The sequence below is a fragment of the Winogradskyella sp. MIT101101 genome, assembly GCF_047126865.1.
GTDB classification, from domain to species: domain Bacteria; phylum Bacteroidota; class Bacteroidia; order Flavobacteriales; family Flavobacteriaceae; genus Winogradskyella; species Winogradskyella ouciana.
In genome coordinates, this window is record NZ_CP138982.1 from 1,708,135 (window position 1) to 1,727,148 (window position 19,014).

Sequence of the window (19,014 nt, forward strand, 5' to 3'; positions counted from 1 at the left end):
AGTGGCACTATTTATTTTAGGTAGATACTAAAAAATGTTTAAACTGTTAACTATAGGTTTTTGGGAGGCTGTTGCGAGGTTAATTCTTCGTAACAAAATCTTTATTCTCATTACTGTCATTGCAGCGACCGTGTTTTTTAGTATGCAGTGGAAACATATGCGCTTTACCAATACTGAAGCCAATATGTTGCCAGATGACCATGAGGTTAACCTCGCTTACAATGAGTTTCTGGAAATTTTTGGAGAAGAAGGCAATCTCGTTGTAATTGGAGTTAAAGATTCAACCTTATTTACTGTTAAACAGCTTAATGCTTGGAACAACCTTGCAGAATCTTTCAAACCATATGATGAAGTTGAAACTGTAATTTCTATAAAAGATCTTCAAAAACTTGTAAAAAACACCAAAAAAGAACAGTTTGATTTAGAGCCTTTTATCAAGGATTCTTTAACCAATATAGAGCAAATAAAAACACTACAAGAGGAGCTGTTTAAAAAGTATCCTTTTTACGACAACTTTCTGTTCAATGCCGAAACAAAGACGATTCGTACTGCCGTATATATAAAGAAAGACATTGTTAATACATCAGCAAGAAAAGATTTTATTTTAAATGTCTTAGAGCCTAAAATCGAAGAGTTTAGAAGTAATACATCATTAGATGTTCGTGTTTCGGGTATGCCCTACATTCGCACATTAAACTCTCAGAATATTATTGATGAAATCCCTGTTTTCATTGGTGCCGCACTTTTTATAACCTCTTTAATCTTCTTTTTATTCTTTAGATCATTTAGAGCCACATTTATTTCGCTCATCGTGGTCTGTGTTGGTGTAATGTGGACTTTTGGAATATTAGGTTTACTTGGCTACGAGATTACAGTGCTTACAGCTCTAATTCCACCTTTGATTATCGTTATAGGCATTCCTAATTGTATTTTCTTAATCAATAAATACCAGCATGAAGTAAGATCTCATGGTAATAAAGTGAAATCGCTTCAGCGTGTAATAACTAAAGTAGGTAATGCTACTTTAATGACCAACGTTACGACGGCATCTGGTTTTGCAACTTTCATCTTAACAGAAAGCAAGCTACTTAAAGAATTCGGTATCGTTGCCTCCTTAAGTATTCTGGCCATCTTCATTTTGTGTTTATTAATTATTCCTATTATCTACACTTTTCTGCCTTACCCAAAACAACGCCATTTAGAACACCTCAATAAGCGTTGGATTGGTGGTTTTGTAGATTGGATGGAGCGTATGGTAAAGCATAAAAAAATCACTATTTATGTTACCGCGTTTGTATTGATTATTGCCAGCATGATTGGTATAAATCAAATAAGAATTTCTGGGAGTTTAATTGAGGACATGCCAAAGAATAAACAGTTCTTTAAAGATATTCGCTTTTTTGAAGAAGAGTTTAATGGTATTATGCCTTTAGAGATTATGGTTGACACTAAACGCAAAAAAGGTGTTATGAAATTGGCAACCTTAAAACGAATTAACGAGCTCGAGGATTTAATTGAAGAAACACCCGAATTATCAAAACCTATCTCGGTAGTTAGTTTGGTAAAGTATAGTAAACAGGCATATTACAATGGTAATCCAAAGTATTACCAGTTACCTACCAGTCAAGAGAACAGTTTTATTCTATCCTATGCCAAAAATTCATCATCTGATGTAGATTTGTTGAAAAACTTTGTAGACAGCACAGGTCAGTATGCTCGTATCACTACGTTTATGAAAGATATTGGCACTGACAAAATGGAGCGTATTCAAGAGAATCTTCAGAATAAAATTGATAAATTATTCCCAGAAGAACGTTATGAAGTCACTATGACAGGTAAGGCGCTGGTGTTTCAAAAAGGAACAAAGTATTTAGTAAGAAACCTTGTCATTTCATTGTCATTGGCCATTTTTCTTATCTCGTTATTTATGGCATACCTCTTTCGTTCATTTAGAATGATTATTGTGTCGCTCATCCCTAACTTATTGCCACTATTAGTTACGGCAGGTTTAATGGGTTATGTTGGTGTGCCTATAAAACCATCAACCATATTGGTGTTTAGTATCGCTTTTGGTATTTCTGTAGATGACACCATTCACTTTTTGGCAAAATATAGACAAGAGTTACAGGCTAACCACTGGAAAATAAGAAAATCGGTTTATGCTGCACTTAGGGAAACAGGAGTCAGTATGTTCTATACATCCATTGTTTTATTCTTCGGATTCTCTGTATTTACCATTTCTAGCTTTGGTGGTACGGTTGCTTTAGGTGCTTTAGTCTCCATAACCTTATTATTTGCGATGCTTTCTAATTTGTTGCTATTACCTTCACTTCTATTATCATTAGAGCGTAATATTGCAAACAAAGAAGTATTGCGTAAACCTTCAATTGATATTATTCCTTCGGAGGATGACAATGAAGATGACCAAGAAAATCAACTAGAACATTTATCTTAGTATTTCAAAATAATTAAAAATGACAACAAAAACAGTAGCAGAATTATTATCACAAGATGTGACATTGCAAGATGTTAGCGTAAAGGGATGGGTAAGAACGTTTAGAGCAAATCGATTTATTGCTCTTAATGATGGTTCTACTATAAATAATATTCAGTGCGTTGTAGATTTTGAAAATTTTGATGAAGACCTGTTAAAGCGTGTTTCGACAGGCGCTGCCATACATGTAACAGGGCAACTGGTAGAAAGTCAAGGTAAAGGCCAATCTGTTGAAATACAAGTTAAGGAGTTAGAGGTGTTGGGTGAATCTGATCCTGAGACTTATCCTATTCAACCTAAAAAGCACACGTTTGAATTCCTAAGGGAAAATGCACATTTACGTACCAGAACCAACACATTTAGTGCTGTAATGCGATTACGATCTTCATTATCTTTTGCTATCCACAAGTATTTTAACGACAATGGTTTTTACTATATGCACACACCAATTATTACAGGTAGTGATGCTGAGGGAGCTGGAGAAATGTTTAGAGTTACCGGATTAGATCCAAAAAACCCACCATTGACTGAGGATGGTATGGTTGATTACAAAGAAGATTTCTTCGGTAAAGAAACCAACCTTACGGTTTCCGGTCAATTAGAAGCCGAAACTTACGCTATGTCTTTGGGAAAGGTTTATACCTTTGGCCCAACATTTAGAGCTGAAAACTCAAACACATCACGTCATTTAGCTGAATTCTGGATGATTGAACCCGAAGTTGCTTTTATGGACTTAGCTGGCAATATGGATTTGGCTGAAGACTTTATGAAATCAGTTTTGAGTTATGTACTAGAACATAACAAAGAAGATTTAGAATTTTTAGATAAGCGTCTGCAAGACGAAGAAAAGAAATTGCCTCAAGCAGACCGTAGTCCGATGAACTTAATTGATAAAATTAAGTTTGTGGTCGATAACAATTTTAAACGTGTGAGTTATACTGAAGCCATAGATATTCTAAGAAACAGCAAACCTAACAAGAAAAAGAAATTCAAATATATTATTGAAGAATGGGGAGCAGATTTACAGTCTGAACATGAGCGCTTCTTAGTAGAAAAGCATTTTAAATGCCCTGTAATATTATTTGATTACCCAGCCAATATCAAGGCATTTTATATGCGTTTAAATGAAGACGGTAAAACGGTAAGAGCAATGGATATTTTATTTCCTGGTATTGGTGAAATGGTTGGTGGTTCTCAACGTGAAGAGCGTTTAGAGGTGTTAAAAGAAAAAATGAAAGCTTTAGACATTCCTGAGGAAGAATTATGGTGGTATTTAGATTTACGTAAATATGGTACTGCAGTACATTCTGGCTTTGGTTTAGGGTTTGAGCGTTTGGTAATGTTTGCTACAGGTATGGGTAATATTAGGGACGTCATTCCTTATCCTCGCACACCTCAAAATGCGGAGTTTTAAGACTTACTGTTAGGCTTAGCGCAGTTGAACCCAATTCATAATATTGCTAAAAGGCACTTTGACTGCGCTCAGTATGACAAATAAATAATAAATCAAATAGATTCGTTATTTTTATAATCAACAAGAAGATTTATGGCCCTAAAACAGTATTTACAATTTAAGCTTTCACAAAAGCTGTCACCTCAGCAGATTCAACTCATGAAGTTGATTCAGTTACCTACACAAGCATTTGAACAACGTTTAAAGCAAGAATTAGAAGAAAATCCTGCTTTGGATACTGGTAAAGAATCTGACACTTCTGAAGACAACTTTGACGAGTTTGACAATACAGAAGATTATAATGATAGTGAAACAATAGAGGCTGAGGATATTAATGTTGATGAATATTTAAGTGATGATGAAATTCCTGATTATCGCACAAGAGCCAATAATTATAGCTCTGATGATGAAGAAAAAAGTGTTCCTTACGCAGCCGGAACTTCTTTTACCCAACACCTAATAAATCAGTTAAACACATTTAGATTATCTGAGCAAGAAGAAGAAATAGCTTATTTCTTAGTTGGAAGTGTAGATGAAAGTGGTTATATACGTCGTTCTTTATCTGATATTACTGACGATTTAGCTTTTACACAAAATGTCTATACAACCGAAGAAGAGGTTGAAAAAGTTCTAAAAGTTGTACATCAGCTAGATCCTGCAGGTGTTGGTGCTAGAAATCTTCAAGAATGTTTGAGTATACAATTAGGCAGAAAAGAGCAAAACCCAGATGTTGAGTTAGCCTCTGCGATAATTAACAAAGCCTTTGAACAATTTACCAAAAAGCACTATAAAAAGTTGATGCAAAAATTCAGTATCAATGAAGAGCAGCTCAAAGATGCCATTGAAGAAATTGAAAGGCTTAATCCTAAACCTGGGGGCTCTTATGCTGGTAACAACAAAATTGTGGAGCATATTGTACCAGACTTTGCCATAAAAATTGTTGATGGTGAACTTGATTTGACCTTAAACGGTAGAAATGCCCCAGAGCTACACGTATCTAGAGAATACAATAATATGCTTAAAGGATATAAGGACAGCAAGGAAAAATCTAAAGCACAGAAAGATGCTGTGATGTTCATTAAGCAGAAGTTAGATGCAGCCAAATGGTTTATAGAAGCTGTAAGACAACGTCAACAAACACTTTTTGTAACCATGAGTGCTATAATGCATTATCAAAAAGAATACTTTTTAACTGGTGATGAACGCAAGCTTCGTCCTATGATATTAAAAGATATTGCAGATGAAATAGAAATGGATGTTTCTACGATATCGCGTGTCGCTAACAGTAAATATGTCGACACACCTTATGGTACTAAACTTATAAAAGAGTTCTTTTCTGAATCTATGACCAACGACCAAGGAGAGGAAGTTTCTACCAGAGAAATAAAAAAAATTCTTGAAACTGTTATTGAAGAAGAAAATAAAAAGAAGCCATTAACTGATGAGGCACTATCAAAAATTTTAAAAGAGAAGGGTTACCCTATTGCCAGACGTACTGTTGCTAAATACAGAGAACAATTAGATATTCCCGTTGCAAGACTTAGAAAGGAATTATAGTAAAACATATCATTTGGATGAAAGATTTTATTCTAAAAAGTATCTCGTTTGTTTTTCATCCGTTGATAATGCCACTTCTTGGTGTTATGTTTTATTTTCATAAAACACCACGTTATATTCCAGAACCCTTAAGAAATGCCAAGATTTTTTCAATTGTAATTCTCACAATTATTCTTCCCATTCTGCTTTTCTTTTTATTAAAGACTATTAATAAAGTTGAGACTATTTATTTAAAAAGCACCAAAGAAAGGCTAATACCATTACTGATTAATTGTGTTATAATTGTGCTTATTCTTTTACGTGTTTTAACTTCCAACGAGATAATAGAACTATACTTCTTTTTTCTTGGAATTTTATGTTCTACAATGGCTTGTTTAATAATGGCAATATTTAAGGTAAAGGCTAGTATTCACATGATTGCTGCCTCAGGCTTTTTTATGTTTGCCATTGCTATTGGTATTCATTTTCAAATTAATATCAATGGTACAATTGCTTTAATGATGATTGTACTTGGCGCTATAGCAACGTCTCGCTTGCATTTAAAAGCACACTCCAATCAAGAATTAATTATTGGCATGTTTACTGGGTTGTTTCCACAACTTGTATTTATGAATTACTGGTTATAAAATGTAGAACATCAATCCTATTTTTAAGGATTTCATATCTATAGATTGCCCATTGAGTTTTGCCGAATTATCAAAAATTGAATTCAGTCCATAATACACATGGAAATTCCATGTGCCATAACCTACACTTAAGGTTAAGCCATACTGAAGTTTATTAAAGTCTTCAACATTAGTTAGTTTTTCATCTCCATTATCACTCTTAAATTTAGTAGAATTATAAAAAAGATAACCTAATTTGAACCCTGAATAAATTCGCCAAAAACTGTAGTCTGTTGCAGTAGAAGTTCTCCATCTAAACTCTAATGGCACCTCCACCAAATAGGTAGTGAACTTGTTTTTTGAGACATTCACCTCGCTTTCATCAATGATATTATATGAAATATCATTATTAGTCTCTAGTATAGAAACATTTTGATTATAAGAGTTTGAAGACAAGCCCAAACCCAAACCAATAGCAACATTTCTTCTTTCATTAACGGGCATATCTCTTATAAAGCCCAAATGAAACCCTGAAGAAAATCCATTTTGATTAACGCCATTGGGTTTAATGTTTAGAAGATTATATGTTATAGAAACGTAAAACTGGTCTTCTCTGTAGTTTTTATACAATTCAGATTTATCTGTAGTATTCTCATTGTTTTGGGCCATACCAAAACAACTCATTAAAACCGTTAAAAGCAGTATGGTATGTTTCATAAGCTAAAGCTACAAAATCTTTAAATGAGATGAAATAAAAAACGCCCTGATTCCTCAGGACGTTATTATATAAAATTAAGAGTAATTATTCTTCGGCTTTTGCATTTACTATATACATTACTTTTAATGTATTTGCCTTTCTTAGCTCTTGTTTAATATCAGATACCAAACCAGCATGCGTCTCTTTATCTACCTTAAGACCTACAACAAACTTAGGTTGTAATTCCTCAACCAATTCAGCTTGTGCCGCTAAAACGCTTGGCTTAACTTGGTCAACGTCTATAAAAGCATCATTAAACTGTATACGTGGCTCATCACCAAACTGTTTAAATTGACTACTCGGCTTACCAGCATATATAAAAGCTGTTCTATCTTTCTTAAGCTTCTCTATCTGATCTGCAGCAGGTAAGATATTTTCAATCATTAAGCTACTGTCTCTCATTACTGTTGCTACCATGAAAAAGAAAAGCAACATAAATACAATATCAGGTAGGGAGGCCGTTGAAATTGCCGGCAAGTCTCCTTGTTTTCCTTTTTTAAATTTTGACATAATTTGTTACTTTTTTAACTTTTATCTGGTTCTGCTTCAGACAATTTCATAGGATATAGCTTTTTAATGGCCTCAATTTGCTCATTGAGTTTTTCATCCTTACTAAATTGATTTTTCTCCTTTTCCTCCAACATAGACTGAAAGCTTCTATTGTACAAACGCTGTGCTTCTCTTTCTCTTAAGAAATTATAAGCTGCAACTAATTCGTTCTGTACTTCAATATATTTCTCATAGGAGGTTTCCCTATCATGTTTCATTGAGATAATTGCTTTATCAGGGTGATCCGAAGAAGCAGGGTCTCTATCTCCTTTACAGTAAGTACAAGTTTCTCCTTCTGCATTAGTGCTTCCACCATTATCCAAAAAGTCTATTGCCGCTTGTCTTAAGTCTTTTAACTCCATTAACTCTTCTTCTACGAGCAATTGGTTATCACGACTAACAAGTACGGTAAATAAATTTTTCTGTTTAATAATAGGAGGCTCTACTTCAGAATCGTCAATAGGTGGCAAACTTCTTAATAATCCCTTATCTTTTTCTATCGTTGTTGTAACTAAGAAGAAGATAAGAAGTAAGAAGGCAATGTCAGCCATTGAACCTGCATTTACTTCTGGTGCCGATCTCTTTGCCATACTATATTATTTACTGATTATTTTTTTAACTCCTGAGAAAATCATTGCTAATGCTGCAATAACAATCAATATGTAAAATGCTGTTAAACCAGCTCCTACCATTTGTGACTGCGCACTAGTAGCTACTCCATCTTGTAGGTCATATTGACGTGGATCACCTCCAGCTGATAGATATGAAACAATCAATATCACAGCAAAGGCTCCTACACCTATTAACGTATTCTTTAAGCCTGAAGTATTTGTGAATAGATTTTTTAAAACAAAAATCACTACAAAAGCTAAAACTAGAACTAGTATTATATAGGCTATGTAAGCCATAGGATCAACAAGACTGGCTTCTTCGCCTGACTTTATTGCATCATCACCTGCAGCTATGATTCTAACCAAGAATACAATCCCAGCTAAACTCAACAGTGCGGCAACTATTTTTAATATTTTGTGCATAATAATTTTTTATTTTTTGTGTCTTACTAATAAGTCCATCAATGTAATTGATGCATCTTCCATGTCATTTACAATACTATCTATTTTAGCGATAATGTAGTTGTAAAAAATTTGAAGAATAATAGCTACAATAAGACCAAATACAGTTGTTAAAAGTGCTACTTTAATACCACCAGCAACTAAAGACGGTTGCATGTCACCAGCTGCTTCAATTTTATCAAAGGCCTGAATCATACCAATTACAGTACCCATGAAACCAAGCATTGGTGCTAATGCTATAAATAAAGAAATCCAAGATACGTTCTTTTCTAACTGTCCCATCTGTACGCCACCATAAGCAACTACAGCTTTTTCAGCAGCATCAAGATCCTCGTCTGCACGATCTAAACCTTGATAGAAAATAGAAGCAACAGGACCTTTTGTATTTCTACAAACTTCCTTTGCAGCTTCAATACCACCTGAGTTTAATGCATCTTCTACATTTTGGGTTAATTTTTTAGTGTTTGTAGTTGAAAGGTTTAAAAAGATAATTCTCTCAATAGCTATTGCTAGACCAAGAATTAAACATAATAATACAATACCCATAAAGCCTGGGCCACCTTCAATAAAACGCTTTTTTAATTCTTGATGGAAACTCAAATCTTCTGATGTCTCTTCAGCTTCTTGAGTTACACTTGTTACAGTTGCTGTTGTAGTAGCTAATGTTGTAGTATTAGCGTTAACAGTTCCGACAGCCATTAAACACGTAATGGCAAGGATAGAAAATAATCTTTTCATTGTTCTTAATTCTTAATTTTATTAGTTAAAGTGTTAAAGATAAAAAAAATAATGTAACAAATGCGTAAAATCTAAGCAGAGAGGAAGGGATTCGAACCCTCGATACCCTTTTGGAGTATACACACTTTCCAGGCGTGCGCCTTCGACCACTCGGCCACCTCTCTCTAAACTCTCGTAAAAGTTACGGTGTGCCAAATAACAAAAAAAAATTTAGACACTAAAATTTGAGCCGTTAATTTTAGGACATTTCACCTCTTAAGGGAGTTTCATAGGTGTTCTTAAATTCTGATTGTCCTATATTTTCCCCTAATAGGTACATTAGTTTGGTAATCGCTGCCTCAGTAGTAATGTCTTTTCCAGAGATAACTCCAATAGATTTTAATTGTGAACTGGTTTCGTATTGTCCCATAGAAACGCTACCACCCGCACATTGCGTTACATTAATAATATATAAGCCTTTTGAAATGGCTTCTTTGATTAGGTCTATAAACCAAGGTTCTGTAGTCGCATTACCAGAACCGTAAGTTTCTAAAATTAAACCTTCTATTAAATTACTGGTTAAAACCGCTTCAATTATTGGTCTTGAAATTCCAGGAAACAATTTAAGAATACCAACATTAGTATTCATTTTTGTGCGTACTATAAGATTATTTTGATGTTTTGACTTCCATAAATAGTCTTTATTGACATTTATATGTACGCCAGATTCTGCTAAATGCGGATAGTTAAGGGACTCAAAAGCTTCAAAATGCTCAGCATTGATTTTGGTTGTTCTGTTGCCTCTATATAATTTGTATTCAAAATACAGACCAACTTCTTGTATTACTGGCAAACTATTTTCTCGCAAAGATGCTATTTGTATGGAAGTAATTAAATTTTCCTTTGCATCCGTTCTTAAATCACCAATAGGCAATTGTGACCCAGTAAAAATTACTGGTTTTGACAAATTTTCTAGCATAAAGCTTAATGCCGAAGCAGAATAACTCATGGTATCACTACCATGTAGCACAACAAATCCATCAAAAGTTTTATAATTGGATTTTATGATTTCTGCAATATCAGCCCAATACTTCGGATTCATGTTCGATGAATCTATGGGTTCTTTAAAGGAAACCGTCTCAATCTCGCAATCCAATAAGCGAAGCTCTGGTATTCTGGTAAGAATACTATTAAAATCGAATGCCTTTAACGCTCCCGTATCGGCATCCTTAATCATTCCGATTGTTCCGCCAGTATATATTAAAAGAATTTTTGGTTTTTGCATATGTTAAATACCAAATACGTTTTTAGAATTTTCAGTTGTTATTCTTGCAATTTCTTCTTTGCTTAAGCCGTAAAGTTCGGATAATTTTTCTAATACCTTATATATATAGAAACTTTCGTTTCGTTTTCCTCGATAGGGCTTTGGTGCTAAATAAGGAGAATCGGTTTCCAATACGATATGCTTTAAATCAATTTGATTTATAAACTGATCTATTTTTCCGTTCTTAAATGTTACCACTCCACCAATTCCTAATTTCATGTTATAGGATATGGCTTTGTGAGCTTGCTCTAAGGTCCCGGTAAAACAATGAAAGATACCGAATAAATCTTCAGACTTTTCTTCTTCCAAAACTTCAAAAATTTCATCAAAGGATTCTCTACAGTGTATAACGATAGGAAGTTGATATTTCCTCGCTAAATTAATTTGATGTTTAAAAGCCTCTATCTGTATACCCAAGGTTGTTTTATCCCAATACAAGTCAATACCGATTTCTCCAATTGCATAGAATTTTCGCTTGGCAAGCATCTCTTCAACATGAGCCAATTCTTCTTTAAAGTTATCTTTTACATGTGTTGGGTGTAAACCCATCATTAAGAAGATATTTTCAGGAAAATCTTTTTCAAGTTGAAGCATAGATTCTGTATAGGTTGAATCTATGGCAGGAATAAAAAAACGTTTAATATTAGCGTCAATAGCTCGGTTTATCATTTCGCTCCTATCCTCATCAAAAGCTTCACTATACAAATGGGTATGCGTATCTGTAATTATCATTTTGCAAAAGTAATTGTTTAGCAAATTATTCGTTTATTATATTTACATAAATTCTGAAAAATGGAAACCCTAAAAGACTTCCTAATTAATAAAGGTTATTCAAAAATTAAGTTGAAACTCACCAAAACCAATCATTTTGAAATTAAGGCCACTATCAATGGTATTAAAGGTCGGTTTATTTTAGACACTGGCGCATCTAGTAGTTGTGTTGGGTTTGAAGCTATTGAACGTTTTAATCTTAAGGTTAAGGATTCTGAAATAAAAGCTGTTGGTGCAGGTGCATCTGATATGTTGACGCAAATCTCTAAATCAAACCATTTAAAAATAGGGAAGTGGAAAAAAAATCGGGTCGCATTAATTTTATTTAACCTGTCTCATGTTAATAATGGACTAATCAACCACAATGCGGATCCCGTTGATGGTATTATTGGTGCAGATATATTAAAAAAAGGAAAGGCGATTATAGACTACCAAAAAAAGTATTTGTATTTAAAATTGAAAGAAATTTCATTGCCTAAAGATTCTTAGTATATTTAACTCTCTAGTTGAATTAATAGCAAAATGAACCCAACCATCATAATTGCAGATGACCACCCTTTGGTTTTAAAAGGGCTGGAAGAGTACTTATTTGAAAAAGAATTTAACGTTTTAGCAAGTGCCAAAAATGGTAAAGAAGCACTCTCCTTAATAAAGGCACACAATCCTGATATTGCCATTTTAGATATTAAAATGCCTTTTTATACAGGATTACAAATTGCTGAAAAATGTAAAAAAAGCAAACTCCCTACCAAGATAATACTCATTACTTTTGAAAAAGACGAGAAGATATACAACGAAGCTAAGTCACTAGGAATCTATGGTTATGTGTTAAAAGAGTTTGCTTTAGACGAAATAGAAAACTGTATAGCTTCCGTTATTAAGAACAAACCTTATTTTAGTCCAGAGCTTTTAGCGTATATAGAAGTTGATAGTGCTCCAGAAAAGTTAAACTCCCTAACAAAAACAGAGCTAAAAATCTTAAAACTAATAACCGAAAACAAGACCGCAAGGGAAATTGCTGAAGAATTATTTATATCTCCAAGAACTGTTGAAAAACATAAGAGCAACACTATCAGGAAATTAGAAATTGAAAAAACACCAAATAGTCTTCTTATCTGGGCAAAAGAGAACCAACATCATTTATCTTAAAAATACGTAAGGTTACGTATATTATTACATGGTTTTATTTCTGAAATTTACATTGTTATTAATTAAGGGTTAATAACGAGCTATTAATTAGTTCTTAGGGGATTATTTTGGCCTTGGGTTTCGGCTCAGGGCCTTTTTCTTGGAAAAAAAAAATAAAAAATACGTAAGGTTACGTATAGTATGGCTTTATTATTATTTGCAATTTTACATCGCTATTAATCAATGCCTCAGGTTAAACTTTCAAAAGCTCTGGGCACGCTTATTGCGCAGAGCTTTTTTATTAAAATATAGTCTTATGCAAACAATGAAAGATAATACCGCAAAAAGGGATAGAATATTTATGATACTTCTTATCATAAGCTCTATTATAGTAATCTCAGCCAATATAGCTGTTAATTTTTTTAGTTAATTTTAGTTAGTTACTCTTGTTAGTTAGGAGTAAAAAAGCGCAATTTTAATAAAATTGCGCTTTTTGTTTTTTTCTATGTTTTTTTGCTCTACATCTCTAAAGCCTTTTTAGGATCATTATCCATCAACAATTCCGTTGGATTTTCTAAAGCTTCCTTAACTGCAACTAAGAAACCAACAGATTCTTTTCCATCTATTATTCTATGATCATAGGATAGAGCCACGTACATAATTGGCCTAATTTCAACCTTACCATCAACAGCGACTGGTCGTTCTACAATATTGTGCATTCCTAAAATTCCACTTTGAGGTGGGTTGATTATTGGAGTTGATAACATACTACCAAATACACCACCATTAGAAATGGTAAATGTACCACCTGTCATCTCATCAACTGTTATTTGTCCATCGCGTGCACGTATCGCTAAACGCTTTACTTCAGATTCTACTCCTCTAAAGGTTAAATTTTCTGCGTTTCTAATCACTGGCACCATCAATCCTTTTGGACCTGAAACGGCAATACTAATGTCACAAAAATCGTAAGAAATCATTTCCTTACCATCAATCATAGAATTAACGGCAGGATACATTTTTAATGCTCTTACTACCGCTAGAGTAAAGAAACTCATAAACCCAAGACTTACACCATGCTTGGCTTTAAAGTCTTCTTTGTATTGTTTACGTAAATCAAAAATTGGTGTCATATCAACCTCGTTAAACGTGGTTAACATTGCGGTAGTGTTTTTAGCTTCCACCAATCGCTCAGCAACTTTACGACGTAGCATTGACATCTTACTTCGAGAAGACCCTCTACTTCCACCAGATGGTGTTCCCATAGAAGGAGTAGCTTTTACAGCATCATCTTTAGTAATTCTACCATCTTTACCTGTGCCAGGAACTGAACTAGCCTCTATCCCTTTTTCGTCTAGGATTTTTTTAGCTGCTGGACTTGGAGTGCCAGATGCATATGTTTTGTTAGCAGGATTAGGTGCTTTTTTACCTGTATCTGGTGTTTGCTCTTGCTCCTTTTTTAATTCTTCTGCAACATTTTCATCGTTACCACCTTCGTCGCCTCCTTTGTAGGTGGTCGTAGAATCAGCTTCAGGTTTTGCACTAGTGTCGATTAAACAAACTACTGCTCCGACTTCAACAGCGTCACCTTCTTCAGCCTTTAGGGTAATTGTTCCACTTGCCTCAGCTGGAAGTTCTAAAGTTGCTTTATCACTATCTACCTCAGCAATGGCTTGGTCCTTTTCTACATAATCACCATCTTCTACTAACCATTCCGCTATTTCTACTTCTGTAATCGATTCGCCTGGCGAAGGCACTTTCATTTCTAAAATCATGCTTTGTTATTTTAAGCTCTAATTTGAGTTATTTTAATTTTTTCTTTGATTGTTTTTGCTCTTGTCAAAAACATAATCTATAACTTGTTGATGTCTTATTTTTGAACGTAAAGAACTACCTGCTGCTGGTGCTCCGTATGGTCTCCTGCTCGCTACCCTCCAATTTTTGGCACCATCAATATGCATTAGGATATGACTGTAAGCACCCATATTTCGTGGTTCTTCTTGTGCCCAAACTATATCATCAGCATTTTTATACTTTTTTAGGGTATTTTCTATTGCTTTACTTGGAAATGGAAACAATTGTTCAATTCTTACCAGAGCTACATCGTCTCTATTAAGTTCTTCTCTTCTCTCAAGTAAATCGTAATAAAACTTACCAGTCATAAAAACTAGAGTCTTTATTTTATCAGCCTTAACATTTTCATCATCAATCAATGTTTGGAAGCTACCTTTTGCAAACTCATCTACAGTAGAAACCACCTTAGGATGACGTAACAAACTTTTAGGCGTAAACACCACTAGAGGTTTTCTGTAATTGGCCTTCATTTGCCTACGTAGTAAATGAAACATATTTGCTGGAGTAGTACAATCCGCTACAAACATATTGTCTTTGGCGCATAGTTGTAAATAACGCTCCATACGTGCGGAAGAATGTTCTGCACCTTGCCCTTCATAACCGTGCGGTAACAACAAAACCAATCCATTTGATGTTTTCCATTTATCCTCTCCCGAAGATAAATACTGGTCTATCATTATTTGAGCACCATTACTAAAATCACCAAATTGCGCTTCCCATATGGTCAGCGTATTTGGGCTAGCCATGGCATAACCATAGTCAAAACCTACAACTCCATATTCTGACAACAACGAGTTATAAATATTGAATTGCCCTTGGTCTTCGGAAATATTCTTGTGTAAGATTATTTCCTCCTCACTGTCTTCCACCTTAACGACTGCATGGCGATGTGAGAACGTACCACGTTCTACATCCTGACCTGATATCCTAACATCAAAACCTTCAGCCAAAAGTGAGCCGTAGGCCAAATGCTCTGCCATTGCCCAATCCAATCGATCTTCGTCAAACATGGTTTGTCGAGATTCCACTAAACGCTGAATCTTTCTAATGAATTTTTTATCCTTGGGTAAATTAGAAATCACTTTTGTGACATCTGTTAGAAGCTTTTTTGAAACCGTAGTGTCTACAGTTTTCATCATTTCATCTTCATCAACTCGAACAAAACCTTTCCACTCTTCTTGCATAAAAGCAGTAATTTCGGTTTTATCTTCTTTACGTGAGTCTTCGAGATTTTCTTCAAGCTTAGCCTTATACCTAGCTTCTATATGCTTCACATAACCCTCGTCTACAACACCTTCAGCTATGAGCTTTGCTGCGTAAATATCCTTAGGGTTTTTATGCTTGGCTATAGCTTTATATAGAAGTGGTTGTGTAAATTTAGGTTCATCTCCTTCATTATGCCCATATTTTCTGTACCCTAATAAATCAATAAAGACATCGCGCTTAAACTTCATTCTAAAATGTAATGCAAAAAGTGCTGCATGCACAACTGCTTCGGCATCATCTGAATTAACGTGAAGCACAGGAGATAAAGTCACCTTGCCAACATCTGTACAGTAGGTACTTGAGCGACCATCAAGATAATTTGTGGTAAACCCTATTTGGTTATTGACCACAATATGTATAGTACCATTGGTTTTATAACCATCTAATTTGGCCATTTGCACCACTTCGTAAACCAATCCTTGGCCAGCAATTGCTGCATCACCATGCACAACTATCGGCAGTACTTGGGAAGCATCAGTTATATCTTCTTTATCTTGCTTTGCTCTAGTTATACCTTGTACTACGGCACCAACGGTTTCTAAATGTGATGGGTTGGGCGCAATATTTAGATTGATTTTTTTATTGTTATAGGTTTCGCGGTTACTGGTCCATCCTAAATGGTATTTTACATCGCCATCAAAAATCTCCTCTTCATAATCCTTTCCATCGAATTCACTGAATATATCTTTTGCCGATTTTCCGAAAATATTGGTAAGCGTGCTTAGTCGGCCACGATGTGCCATACCCATAACAAACTCTTTCACACCTTCATCGGCTGCCTTTTCAATTATAGCATCTACTGCAGGAATCAAAGATTCATTCCCTTCGAGTGAAAAACGCTTTTGTCCAACATATTTTGTATGGAGAAACGATTCAAATGTTACTGCTTGATTTAATTTTTTTAGAATGTACTTTTTCTCGTCAGGAGTAAAATTGCTGTGGTTATCATTAACATTGAGCTTCTTCTGAATCCACTCGATTTCTTCTGGCTTTCTAATGTACATATACTCCACGCCAATAGAGTCACAGTAAATTCGTTCTAAATGATCTATAATATTCTGGAGCGAAGCAGTTTCCAAGCCAATAATCTCACCGGCTGAAAACACAGTTTGCAAATCGGACTTAGATAAGCCAAAATTTTCAATTTCCAGAGTTGGTGCATATTTACGTCTTGCCCTAACAGGATTTGTTTTAGTAAACAAGTGCCCTCTACTTCTATAACCATCAATAAGTTTTACAACCTGAAACTCTTTTTGAAGTTGCTCCGGAATTTGTGTGGAGACACCCTCTACAATTTCACCTTCCATTCCGTAATTTTCAGAACCAAAATCATACCCCTGAAAAAAGGCACGCCAACTAGGTTCTACAGAATCGGGATTTTTTAGGTATTGGTCATACAAATCAGCAAAATATGCTGTATGTGCTGCGTTGAGAAAGGAATACTTATCCATTATATTTACGAGACGTTGTCGTTTCTACAAAATTTCTTCAAAAATACAACTTTTACTAGATATAGTAACGGTTTTATTATATTTATAACAATTTAGATTTAAGAATTATTGAGATGATAAAATTCAGAAAAATCATTGCCAAAAAATTAATTATTAATAGTCTTCTAATGGGCTTTTTTGTGTTTTCCTTAAATGCCCAAAGCACCGTTGATGATGATAGCTTTTGGAAAAACGTGCAATTTGGCGGAGGTGTTGGACTTAACTTTGGTGATGGCTTTTTTAGCGGAGCCTTAGCGCCTGCAGCTCTGTATAGACACAACACGTATGTTTCTACAGGAATTGGACTTAATTTTCAATATAGTTCGCAACGCGATGTTTTTAAATCCACTGTTATTGGCGGAAGTATTATAGGCTTATTCAATCCTTATAGGGAACTTCAACTCTCAACAGAGTTTGAGCAACTATATGTGAATCGGGATTTTGACGAGCAGTTTGTAGCAAATGCAGATGATAGTTATTGGTATCCTGCGCTTTTTATAGGTGCTGGTTACCGAAGTGGCAATGTAACATTTGGCATTAGATATGATGTACTTTATGACGAAGACAAAAGTATACAGAATCAAGCTTGGATGCCTTTTGTACGGTTTTGGTTTTAGTATTTAGCTCTATACCAGACCTTTTGCCACTCACGTTGAAGAATTAAAAACGTAACATCTTCAGAAAGTTTTACTAAATCTTCACCATTTAGAGAACGAATCTTTTTTTCTGAAACATCGACTTGATAAAGCAGGTTGAGATAATCTGAGAATTTATTTTGAATGAGGTGAAATACCGTTTCTTGCAAGACCAACTTTAAACTCGTAGGTAAAGTTTCTTCATCAAATTCCAAATCGACATTGGCAAATAATAAATCTTTATTTAATTGTATTATTAACTTTCTATAGAGGTTGAGCGAATTAGCCTCAGCGATTAAATCTTCAAAACTTGATAGTAACGTCATTACACGTTTCTGTTCATTAGTTGCTCGCCAAACGTTCTAAGCAGTTGCTTTTTGTCTTCTGATATGTTCAATGTTTTTAAGATTTCAAAAGCTTTGTTTGTATAACCTTTTACGGCAAGTTGCGTAGCTTCGGCTGCACCAGAAGTTTTAAATACCGTTTTAACCTGCTTCACTTTGGCGTCGTTAGAAAGGGTATCACTATTCATAAATTCTATTAGATTCACTTTATCCGTTTCAGTGCCAAGCTCTAATGTTTTTAGATAGAGGTATGTTTTTTTATTTTCTAAAATATCGCCACCAACTTGTTTCCCAAACGTTTCAGGATTACCAAAAGCATCTAAATAATCATCTTGCAGTTGAAAGGCGATGCCTAAATAACGCCCAAAATCATATATGGCATCCTGATTTTCATTTGAAGCTTCAGCCACAATTGCACCCATTTTCATAGCAGCTCCTACCAAAACAGCTGTTTTATACTCAATCATTTTCAGATATTCTGGTATGGAGACATCATTTCGGGTTTCAAAATCAATATCGTATTGTTGGCCTTCACAAACTTCCAATGCTGTTTTACTGAATAATTTTGCTAAAGCCTGGAATGTTTTTGGTTCATAATTCTCAAACAGCTGATAGGCCAAAATCAACATCGCATCACCAGACAGAATACCTGTGTTTAAGTCCCATTTTTCATGAACGGTTTCTTTTCCTCTTCGCAAAGGTGCATCGTCCATAATATCATCGTGTACCAATGAAAAATTATGGAAGACCTCAACAGAAAGTGCCGCATCCATAGCTTCATTAATATTACTACCAAAAACTTCTGCAGTCATTAAGGTTAAAACTGGTCTTAGCCTTTTGCCGCCTAATTTTAAGATATAGTTAATAGGCTGGTATAGGTTATTTGGTTCTTTATCTGTGGTAAAACCTTCCATATAAGTTATGAAAGACTTCTGATACTGTTCTATATGTTGCATGGAACAAAAATAATGCTTTCAACATATTTTAAACTAATGAT

The 19,014-nt window shown here is 34.7% G+C and carries 18 protein-coding genes and 1 tRNA gene; 7 read left to right on the plus strand and 12 right to left on the minus strand.

Features of this window, described 5'->3' with window-relative positions:
• Window positions 1-34: 34 nt before the first annotated feature.
• From SIB89_RS07790 to SIB89_RS07805, 4 genes are all read left to right on the plus strand, one after another.
• Window positions 35-2,455 (plus strand): efflux RND transporter permease subunit, encoded by a 2,421-nt coding sequence (locus SIB89_RS07790; RefSeq protein WP_412561791.1) that lies wholly within the window; start codon window positions 35-37, stop codon window positions 2,453-2,455.
• Window positions 2,456-2,474: 19 nt separating this feature from the next.
• The gene (gene asnS / locus SIB89_RS07795; protein ID WP_412561792.1) at window positions 2,475-3,908 is read left to right on the plus strand and encodes an asparagine--tRNA ligase; all 1,434 of its coding nucleotides are present in this window, start codon (window positions 2,475-2,477) and stop codon (window positions 3,906-3,908) included.
• 132 nt (window positions 3,909-4,040) lie between these two features.
• The gene (rpoN, locus tag SIB89_RS07800; RefSeq protein ID WP_412561793.1) at window positions 4,041-5,504 is read left to right on the plus strand and encodes an RNA polymerase factor sigma-54; all 1,464 of its coding nucleotides are present in this window, start codon (window positions 4,041-4,043) and stop codon (window positions 5,502-5,504) included.
• 17 nt (window positions 5,505-5,521) lie between these two features.
• A complete protein-coding gene (locus SIB89_RS07805) occupies window positions 5,522-6,130 on the plus strand; it encodes a hypothetical protein (protein ID WP_155088774.1) in 609 nt (202 codons plus the stop codon).
• Here SIB89_RS07805 and SIB89_RS07810 read toward each other — a convergent pair.
• From SIB89_RS07810 to SIB89_RS07845, 8 genes are all read right to left on the minus strand, one after another.
• On the minus strand, window positions 6,125-6,826 hold the full coding sequence (locus SIB89_RS07810; protein WP_412561794.1) for a porin family protein: 702 nt from the start codon (window positions 6,824-6,826) through the stop codon (window positions 6,125-6,127). The two genes, SIB89_RS07805 and SIB89_RS07810, sit on opposite strands and share 6 nt — an antisense overlap.
• An 85-nt stretch (window positions 6,827-6,911) precedes the next feature.
• A complete protein-coding gene (locus SIB89_RS07815) occupies window positions 6,912-7,376 on the minus strand; it encodes an ExbD/TolR family protein (RefSeq protein WP_273290584.1) in 465 nt (154 codons plus the stop codon).
• Between the two features lie 14 nt (window positions 7,377-7,390).
• Window positions 7,391-8,005, minus strand: coding sequence for an ExbD/TolR family protein (locus SIB89_RS07820; RefSeq protein ID WP_155088780.1), 615 nt, complete (start codon window positions 8,003-8,005; stop codon window positions 7,391-7,393).
• A 6-nt stretch (window positions 8,006-8,011) separates the two neighbouring features.
• Window positions 8,012-8,449: a hypothetical protein gene (locus SIB89_RS07825; protein WP_155088781.1), complete on the minus strand. Its 438-nt coding sequence runs from the start codon at window positions 8,447-8,449 to the stop codon at window positions 8,012-8,014.
• Between the two features lie 9 nt (window positions 8,450-8,458).
• A complete protein-coding gene (locus SIB89_RS07830; RefSeq protein ID WP_155088783.1) occupies window positions 8,459-9,226 on the minus strand; it encodes a MotA/TolQ/ExbB proton channel family protein in 768 nt (255 codons plus the stop codon).
• A gap of 76 nt (window positions 9,227-9,302) precedes the next feature.
• Window positions 9,303-9,390 (minus strand) — tRNA-Ser (locus SIB89_RS07835).
• Window positions 9,391-9,464: 74 nt separating this feature from the next.
• Window positions 9,465-10,490: an asparaginase gene (locus SIB89_RS07840; protein ID WP_412561795.1), complete on the minus strand. Its 1,026-nt coding sequence runs from the start codon at window positions 10,488-10,490 to the stop codon at window positions 9,465-9,467.
• Window positions 10,491-10,493: 3 nt separating this feature from the next.
• The gene (locus SIB89_RS07845) at window positions 10,494-11,261 is read right to left on the minus strand and encodes a TatD family hydrolase (protein WP_412561796.1); all 768 of its coding nucleotides are present in this window, start codon (window positions 11,259-11,261) and stop codon (window positions 10,494-10,496) included.
• A gap of 60 nt (window positions 11,262-11,321) precedes the next feature.
• Between SIB89_RS07845 and SIB89_RS07850 the strand changes: the two genes are divergently transcribed.
• Window positions 11,322-11,789 carry a retropepsin-like aspartic protease gene (locus SIB89_RS07850; protein WP_155088788.1) on the plus strand — a complete coding sequence of 156 codons (468 nt, stop codon included), beginning with the start codon at window positions 11,322-11,324 and terminating at the stop codon, window positions 11,787-11,789.
• A 33-nt stretch (window positions 11,790-11,822) separates the two neighbouring features.
• Window positions 11,823-12,449 carry a response regulator gene (locus SIB89_RS07855; RefSeq protein WP_412561797.1) on the plus strand — a complete coding sequence of 209 codons (627 nt, stop codon included), beginning with the start codon at window positions 11,823-11,825 and terminating at the stop codon, window positions 12,447-12,449.
• A 497-nt stretch (window positions 12,450-12,946) separates the two neighbouring features.
• Here SIB89_RS07855 and odhB read toward each other — a convergent pair whose 3' ends face one another.
• Together odhB and SIB89_RS07865 are read right to left on the minus strand one after the other, a co-directional pair.
• Window positions 12,947-14,203 carry a 2-oxoglutarate dehydrogenase complex dihydrolipoyllysine-residue succinyltransferase gene (gene odhB / locus SIB89_RS07860; RefSeq protein WP_412561798.1) on the minus strand — a complete coding sequence of 419 codons (1,257 nt, stop codon included), beginning with the start codon at window positions 14,201-14,203 and terminating at the stop codon, window positions 12,947-12,949.
• 33 nt (window positions 14,204-14,236) lie between these two features.
• On the minus strand, window positions 14,237-16,999 hold the full coding sequence (locus SIB89_RS07865; RefSeq protein WP_412561799.1) for a 2-oxoglutarate dehydrogenase E1 component: 2,763 nt from the start codon (window positions 16,997-16,999) through the stop codon (window positions 14,237-14,239).
• A gap of 113 nt (window positions 17,000-17,112) precedes the next feature.
• On the opposite strand from SIB89_RS07865, the gene SIB89_RS07870 reads away from it, so the two are divergent.
• On the plus strand, window positions 17,113-17,655 hold the full coding sequence (locus tag SIB89_RS07870; RefSeq protein WP_412561800.1) for an alpha-ketoglutarate decarboxylase: 543 nt from the start codon (window positions 17,113-17,115) through the stop codon (window positions 17,653-17,655).
• Here the strand turns inward: SIB89_RS07870 and SIB89_RS07875 are convergent.
• Together SIB89_RS07875 and SIB89_RS07880 are read right to left on the minus strand one after the other, a co-directional pair.
• The gene (locus SIB89_RS07875; protein ID WP_412561801.1) at window positions 17,652-17,999 is read right to left on the minus strand and encodes a hypothetical protein; all 348 of its coding nucleotides are present in this window, start codon (window positions 17,997-17,999) and stop codon (window positions 17,652-17,654) included. The genes SIB89_RS07870 and SIB89_RS07875 overlap by 4 nt on opposite strands.
• Window positions 17,999-18,973, minus strand: coding sequence for a polyprenyl synthetase family protein (locus tag SIB89_RS07880; protein WP_412561802.1), 975 nt, complete (start codon window positions 18,971-18,973; stop codon window positions 17,999-18,001). The genes SIB89_RS07875 and SIB89_RS07880 overlap by 1 nt, the downstream gene beginning before the upstream one ends.
• Window positions 18,974-19,014 lie beyond the last annotated feature (41 nt).

Coding starts and splice junctions, on each gene's coding strand:
- SIB89_RS07845 (WP_412561796.1), bottom strand. CDS start 11,261: ATGATAATTACAGATACGCATACCCATTTGTATAGTGAAGCTTTTGAT.
- SIB89_RS07870 (WP_412561800.1), top strand. CDS start 17,113: ATGATAAAATTCAGAAAAATCATTGCCAAAAAATTAATTATTAATAGT.
- SIB89_RS07850 (WP_155088788.1), top strand. CDS start 11,322: ATGGAAACCCTAAAAGACTTCCTAATTAATAAAGGTTATTCAAAAATT.
- SIB89_RS07840 (WP_412561795.1), bottom strand. CDS start 10,490: ATGCAAAAACCAAAAATTCTTTTAATATATACTGGCGGAACAATCGGA.
- SIB89_RS07855 (WP_412561797.1), top strand. CDS start 11,823: ATGAACCCAACCATCATAATTGCAGATGACCACCCTTTGGTTTTAAAA.
- SIB89_RS07830 (WP_155088783.1), bottom strand. CDS start 9,226: ATGAAAAGATTATTTTCTATCCTTGCCATTACGTGTTTAATGGCTGTC.
- SIB89_RS07820 (WP_155088780.1), bottom strand. CDS start 8,005: ATGGCAAAGAGATCGGCACCAGAAGTAAATGCAGGTTCAATGGCTGAC.
- asnS (WP_412561792.1), top strand. CDS start 2,475: ATGACAACAAAAACAGTAGCAGAATTATTATCACAAGATGTGACATTG.
- rpoN (WP_412561793.1), top strand. CDS start 4,041: ATGGCCCTAAAACAGTATTTACAATTTAAGCTTTCACAAAAGCTGTCA.
- SIB89_RS07865 (WP_412561799.1), bottom strand. CDS start 16,999: ATGGATAAGTATTCCTTTCTCAACGCAGCACATACAGCATATTTTGCT.
- SIB89_RS07815 (WP_273290584.1), bottom strand. CDS start 7,376: ATGTCAAAATTTAAAAAAGGAAAACAAGGAGACTTGCCGGCAATTTCA.
- SIB89_RS07825 (WP_155088781.1), bottom strand. CDS start 8,449: ATGCACAAAATATTAAAAATAGTTGCCGCACTGTTGAGTTTAGCTGGG.
- SIB89_RS07790 (WP_412561791.1), top strand. CDS start 35: ATGTTTAAACTGTTAACTATAGGTTTTTGGGAGGCTGTTGCGAGGTTA.
- SIB89_RS07880 (WP_412561802.1), bottom strand. CDS start 18,973: ATGCAACATATAGAACAGTATCAGAAGTCTTTCATAACTTATATGGAA.
- SIB89_RS07875 (WP_412561801.1), bottom strand. CDS start 17,999: ATGACGTTACTATCAAGTTTTGAAGATTTAATCGCTGAGGCTAATTCG.
- odhB (WP_412561798.1), bottom strand. CDS start 14,203: ATGATTTTAGAAATGAAAGTGCCTTCGCCAGGCGAATCGATTACAGAA.
- SIB89_RS07805 (WP_155088774.1), top strand. CDS start 5,522: ATGAAAGATTTTATTCTAAAAAGTATCTCGTTTGTTTTTCATCCGTTG.
- SIB89_RS07810 (WP_412561794.1), bottom strand. CDS start 6,826: ATGAAACATACCATACTGCTTTTAACGGTTTTAATGAGTTGTTTTGGT.